This is a genomic window from Kitasatospora sp. NPDC002965 (assembly GCF_040611255.1).
GTDB lineage: Bacteria > Actinomycetota > Actinomycetes > Streptomycetales > Streptomycetaceae > Kitasatospora.
On the sequence record NZ_JBEXNT010000252.1, the window covers coordinates 1 to 5,263 of the forward strand.

Annotated in this window: 4 protein-coding genes and 1 rRNA gene; all 5 read left to right on the forward strand. The window is 72.5% G+C overall.

Going from position 1 to position 5,263, the window contains the following annotated elements:
- A 5S ribosomal RNA gene (gene rrf / locus ABZY91_RS41240) occupies nucleotides 1-76 on the forward strand; the annotation flags it as partial.
- A 274-nt stretch (nucleotides 77-350) separates the two neighbouring features.
- Nucleotides 351-3,026: a sensor histidine kinase KdpD gene (locus ABZY91_RS41245; RefSeq protein ID WP_355409298.1), complete on the forward strand. Its 2,676-nt coding sequence runs from the start codon at nucleotides 351-353 to the stop codon at nucleotides 3,024-3,026.
- Between the two features lie 57 nt (nucleotides 3,027-3,083).
- Nucleotides 3,084-3,764 (forward strand): response regulator, encoded by a 681-nt coding sequence (locus tag ABZY91_RS41250; RefSeq protein ID WP_329879912.1) that lies wholly within the window; start codon nucleotides 3,084-3,086, stop codon nucleotides 3,762-3,764.
- A gap of 176 nt (nucleotides 3,765-3,940) precedes the next feature.
- Nucleotides 3,941-4,348 carry an OB-fold nucleic acid binding domain-containing protein gene (locus ABZY91_RS41255; protein ID WP_329879913.1) on the forward strand — a complete coding sequence of 136 codons (408 nt, stop codon included), beginning with the start codon at nucleotides 3,941-3,943 and terminating at the stop codon, nucleotides 4,346-4,348.
- A 2-nt stretch (nucleotides 4,349-4,350) separates the two neighbouring features.
- Nucleotides 4,351-5,145: a DUF3159 domain-containing protein gene (locus tag ABZY91_RS41260; RefSeq protein WP_355409301.1), complete on the forward strand. Its 795-nt coding sequence runs from the start codon at nucleotides 4,351-4,353 to the stop codon at nucleotides 5,143-5,145.
- Nucleotides 5,146-5,263 lie beyond the last annotated feature (118 nt).

The following is a 5,263-nucleotide window of genomic DNA, read 5'->3' on the forward strand; positions in this document are numbered from 1 at the left end:
GAACCCGGAAGCTAAGCCTCACAGCGCCGATGGTACTGCAGGGGGGACCCTGTGGGAGAGTAGGACGCCGCCGAACAATCATTGTGAAGAACCCCTGTCCGGGATACGGACGGGGGTTCTTTGCGTTTCCGGGGGAATTCCGGGGATTTCCGGGCCGGCGTAACCGAACCGCTTCTCCGGGCCTCCGGCCCGGGGCCCCCGGCCGGCTCCGGGACCGTCAAAAAGCCGCTAAAACTGCCCGCGCAGGGGCTTGATCAGCGGAAATCCGCAGCTCGCGCCGTAGTCTCGAAGGTGAGGGGAACAGGTGTCCGGGGTGGTCCCCGGGCCAGGCCGGATCAAGAATGGTGCACATGGGACGCGGCAGGCTACGGATCTACCTCGGGGCGGCGCCCGGGGTCGGCAAGACGTACGCCATGCTCGCCGAGGCGCATCGGCGGTCCGAGCGTGGGACGGACGTCGTGGTGGCGTTCGTCGAGGACCACGGGCGGCAGCACACGGCACGGCAGGCCGTCGGCCTTGAGGTGGTGCCCCGGCGGGACCTCGCGCACCGCGGGGCCGCGTTCACGGAGATGGACCTGGACGCGGTCCTGGCACGCCGGCCGCAGGTGGCGCTGGTGGACGAGCTCGCGCACACCAACGTGCCGGGCTGCCGCAACGCGAAGCGCTGGCAGGACGTCGAGGAACTGCTCGCGGCCGGCATCGACGTCGTCTCGACCGTCAACATCCAGCACCTGGAATCGCTCGGCGACGTCGTCGAGGGCATCACCGGGGTGCGGCAGCGCGAGACCCTGCCGGACGAGGTGGTCCGCCGGGCCGACCAGATCGAGCTGGTCGACATGTCGCCGCAGGCCCTGCGCCGCCGCCTCGCACACGGCAACGTGTACGCGCCGGAGAAGATCGACGCCTCGCTGGCCAACTACTTCCGGCCCGGCAATCTGACCGCGCTGCGCGAGCTGGCGCTGTTGTGGACGGCCGACCGGGTGGACGAGTACCTCCAGAAGTACCGGGCCGAGCAGGGCATCGAGGGCACCTGGCAGGCCCGCGAGCGAATCGTGGTCGGCCTGACCGGCGGACCGGAGGGGGCGACCCTGATCCGCCGGGCGGCCCGGATCGCCGCCCGCGGTTCGGGCGGGGAGCTGCTGGCCGTCCACCTCTCCCGCTCGGACGGCCTGGCCGGCTCGGGTTCGGGGTCGTCACAGGCGCTGATCGAACAGCGGGCGCTGGTGGAGAGCCTCGGCGGCTCGTACCACGCGGTGCTCGGCGACGACCCCGCCGCCGGGCTGCTCGACTTCGCACGCGGGGTGAACGCCACCCAGATCGTGCTCGGCACCAGCCGCCGGCCGGCCTGGCAGTACCTCTACGGTCCGGGCGTGGGAACCACGGTGACCCGCGCCGCGGGGGACATCGACGTCCACATCGTCACGCACGAGCAGGCCGCGAAGGGCCGCGGGCGGATCCCGATCCGCAGGGTCACGGACCTGGGCAGGACCCGCGCGGTCGCGGGCTGGCTGATCGGTGTGGCCGGGCCGCCGCTGCTGGCGCTGGTGCTGACGAACGTCGAGGGCCCGGGCCTCTCGACCGACATGCTGCTCTTCCTGTCGCTGACGGTCTGCGCGGCGCTGGTGGGCGGGTTGTACCCGGCGATCGCCTCGGCGCTGGTCGGCTCCTCGGCGCTCAATTACTACTTCGCACCGCCGATCCACACCTTCACCATCTCCGAGCCGCAGAACATCATGGCGGTGGCGATATTCACCGCCGTCGGCATCGCGGTGGCCTCGGTGGTCGACCTGGCGGCCCGGCGCACCCATCAGGCGGCCCGCAGCCAGACCGAGGCACAGACGCTCGGGGCACTGGCCGGCACGGTCCTGCGCGGCGCGCCGAGCGGGGACGGGGTGCTGACCGCGTTGCTGGAGCAGGTCCGGGAGACCTTCCAGCAGGAGTCGGCGGCGTTCCTGGAACGGGTGGACCCGGTCGGACCGTGGCAGCCTCTGGCGACGGCCGGCCCCCACCCGCCGGAGCGGCCGGAGTCCGCCGACGTGGACGTGCCGGTCGGCGACACGCTGGCGCTGGCCCTGTGCGGCCGGGTCCTGCCTGCCGAGGACCGGCGACTGCTCGGCGCGTTCGCCGCCCAGGCCGCCGTGGTCCTGGAGCGTCGCCGACTGGCCGGCGAGGCCGCCGCCGCCCGTCGTGAGGCCGAGGGGAACCGGATCCGGACCGCACTGCTGGCCGCCGTCTCGCACGACCTCCGTACGCCGCTCGCCGGTATCAAGGCCTCGGTCAGCTCCCTCCGCTCGGCGGACGTCGAGTGGGACGAGGAGGACGAGGCCGAGCTGCTGGCCGGTATCGAGGCCGGGGCCGACCGGCTCGACCATCTGATCAACAACCTGCTCGACATGAGCCGGCTGCAGACCGGAACGGTCACCCCGCTGATCCAGGACACCGACCTGGACGAGGTGGTGCCGTTCGCGCTCGGCGGCGTGCCGCCGGGGGCCGTCCGGCTGGACGTCCCGGAGACCCTGCCGATGATCCGGGCCGACGGGGGGCTGCTGGAGCGCTCGCTCGCCAACCTGATCGAGAACGCCGTCAAGTACAGCCCGGCCGGGACGAAGGTGCTGGTCAAGGCCGATGCGCTGCACCCGGCAGGCGACCGGGGCCGGGTCGAGCTGCGGATCGTCGACCGGGGACCGGGAGTGCCGGAGGACGCCAAGGAGCGGATCTTCGCACCGTTCCAGCGGTACGGGGACGCGCCGCGCGGCGCCGGAGTGGGCCTCGGGCTGGCCGTGGCGCGGGGCTTCGTCGAGGCGATGGACGGCACCGTGACCGCCGAGGACACCCCGGGGGGCGGACTGACCATGGTCGTCACGCTGCCCGCCGTCGACCGTCTGTCCGAACCGTCCGAACCGTCCGAACCGTCCGTGCCGTCCGAACTCGCCGAACCGCCCGTGCCGCCCCGGCCCTCCGCGTCGGACGAGCCGCCCGGGTCGGACGGACCGGGCGAGCCGGCCGTCAACCCGGCCCCCGCGTGATCACTCCTGCCACACATGACCACTTCCGATCCGACTGCCCCGAAAGGCGGAGCCCGCATGACCCGGGTCCTCGTCGTGGACGACGAACCGCAGATCGTCCGCGCGCTGGTGATCAACCTCAAGGCCCGCAAGTACGAGGTCGACGCGGCACATGACGGCGCGAGCGCCCTGGAACTGGCCGCCGCCCGTCACCCCGACGTCGTCGTCCTCGACCTCGGCCTGCCCGACATGGACGGCGTCGAGGTGATCAGGGGGCTGCGGGGCTGGACCCGCGTGCCGATCATCGTGCTCTCCGCCCGGCACGCCTCCGACGAGAAGGTCGAGGCCCTGGACGCGGGCGCCGACGACTACGTCACCAAGCCCTTCGGCATGGACGAGCTCCTCGCCCGGATGCGCGCGGCCGTCCGCCGGGCCGAGCCGGTCGCCGGGGAGGACGACTCCCTGGTGGTCACCGACAGCTTCACCGTCGACCTCGCGGCGAAGAAGGTGAACCGGGACGGCGCAGACGTCCGCCTCACCCCGACCGAGTGGCATCTGCTGGAGGTGCTCGTCCGCCATGCCGGCCGGCTGGTCAGCCAGACCCAGCTGCTCCAGGAGGTCTGGGGACCCGCCTACCGCACCGAGACCAACTACCTGCGGGTCTACCTCGCCCAGCTGCGGCGGAAGCTGGAGCGTGATCCCTCGCACCCGCGCCACTTCATCACCGAGCCGGGCATGGGCTACCGCTTCGAGAGCTGACCGGTGAGGTCGTGGCCCGAGCCCGGTCGCGAGCCGGGTCCGGACCGGGAGCCGGGCCCGGTGGGCCCTCCCGGCCGTCAGGGCAGCCCCCGGGCGGGCCCCGGGCGGGCCCCGGGCCGGCTCCGGCGGCTTGCGTGACCTGCCGCCGAGGGCACGGAAACCGGTACCCTTCCGGCATGAGTGGTGACAACAGCAGCGGCCAGCCACAGGGGCGCTTCCGCCGCATGCTCAGTCGGCTGACCTCCTCCGCGGAGGAGCTGGAGGCCGAGGAGTTGCGCCAGGAGAGCGCCGCGGAGTCGGGCTGCACTCCGATCGCCAGCTGCGGGGACCGCCAACTGGTCACCGTGGCCGGCACCCTGCGTACCGTGACGCTCCGCCCGCGGGCCGGTGTGCCCGCCCTGGAGGCGGAGCTCTTCGACGGCACCGAGGCACTGGACGTGGTCTGGCTCGGGCGCCGCTCCATCACGGGTATCGAACCCGGTCGCCGGCTCGTCGCCAGCGGTCGGATCAGTCACGCGCGCGGGCGCCGGGTGCTCTTCAACCCCCGCTACGAGCTGCGTCCGGTCGGACACGGGAGCGAATGAGCGTGAGTAACCAGCCCGGCGGCGAGCCCGCCGCCCAGCTCGGCCTGGCCAAGATCGCGCCGGACGGCGACGACGAGGCGGCCCGCCAGGCGGCGGCCTCCCGGGAGGCCGCCGACACCGTGATGAAGGCGTTCGGCGGGGTCCGGGGCATGGTCGACATGACCCTGCCCGGCCTGGTCTTCATCATCACGTACAACATCACCCACAAGGTCCCGTCGGCCGCCTGGGCAGCGCTCGCCCTGAGCGGGCTCTTCGTGGTGGTCCGGCTGGCCAAGCGGGAGACCGTCCAGCACGCCTTCAGCGGGGTGTTCGGGGTCGCCATCGGCGCCTGGATCTCGATGAAGACCGGCAAGGCGGAGAACTTCTACCTGCCCGGCCTGCTCTGGAACGTCGGCTACTGCGTGGGCCTGGCGATCTCGGCGCTGGTCCGCTGGCCGCTGATCGGCCTGATGCTGGGCCCCGTCACCGGCGAGATGTTCACCTGGCGCAAGGAGAACCCGGGCCGGCTGGCCGCCTACGTCAAGGCCACCTGGGCGTGGGTGGTGATCATGGGCATCAAGCCGTTGATCCTCTTCCCGCTGTACTTCACGCACAACGTCAACCTGCTGGGCTGGCTCAAGGTCGCCCTGGGCATCCCGCCCCTGCTGCTGGCGATGTACGTGACCTGGCAGATCCTGCTGAAGGCGCCGCCGCCCATCAAGGCGCAACTGGACGACGAGGAACCGGCCGCGCCGGCTGACCCGGTCGCCCGGACGCACGACGCCCGGCCGCACGAGCCGTCGTCGCCGGGACAGTAGCGCGCGGCGGCTGCCGGGACACCGCACGACGGCAAGCGGGGCATCGTCAAGACCCGGCTGATGTCGCTCGGCCTCTACCTGGGCGCCCTGGTCATCGGCTCGCTGGTGCTGCCGCTGC

Bases quoted from the DNA above. Each gene is read 5' to 3' on its own strand.
- ABZY91_RS41245 (WP_355409298.1), top strand. From the start codon at position 351: ATGGGACGCGGCAGGCTACGGATCTACCTCGGGGCGGCGCCCGGGGTC.
- ABZY91_RS41250 (WP_329879912.1), top strand. From the start codon at position 3,084: ATGACCCGGGTCCTCGTCGTGGACGACGAACCGCAGATCGTCCGCGCG.
- ABZY91_RS41255 (WP_329879913.1), top strand. From the start codon at position 3,941: ATGAGTGGTGACAACAGCAGCGGCCAGCCACAGGGGCGCTTCCGCCGC.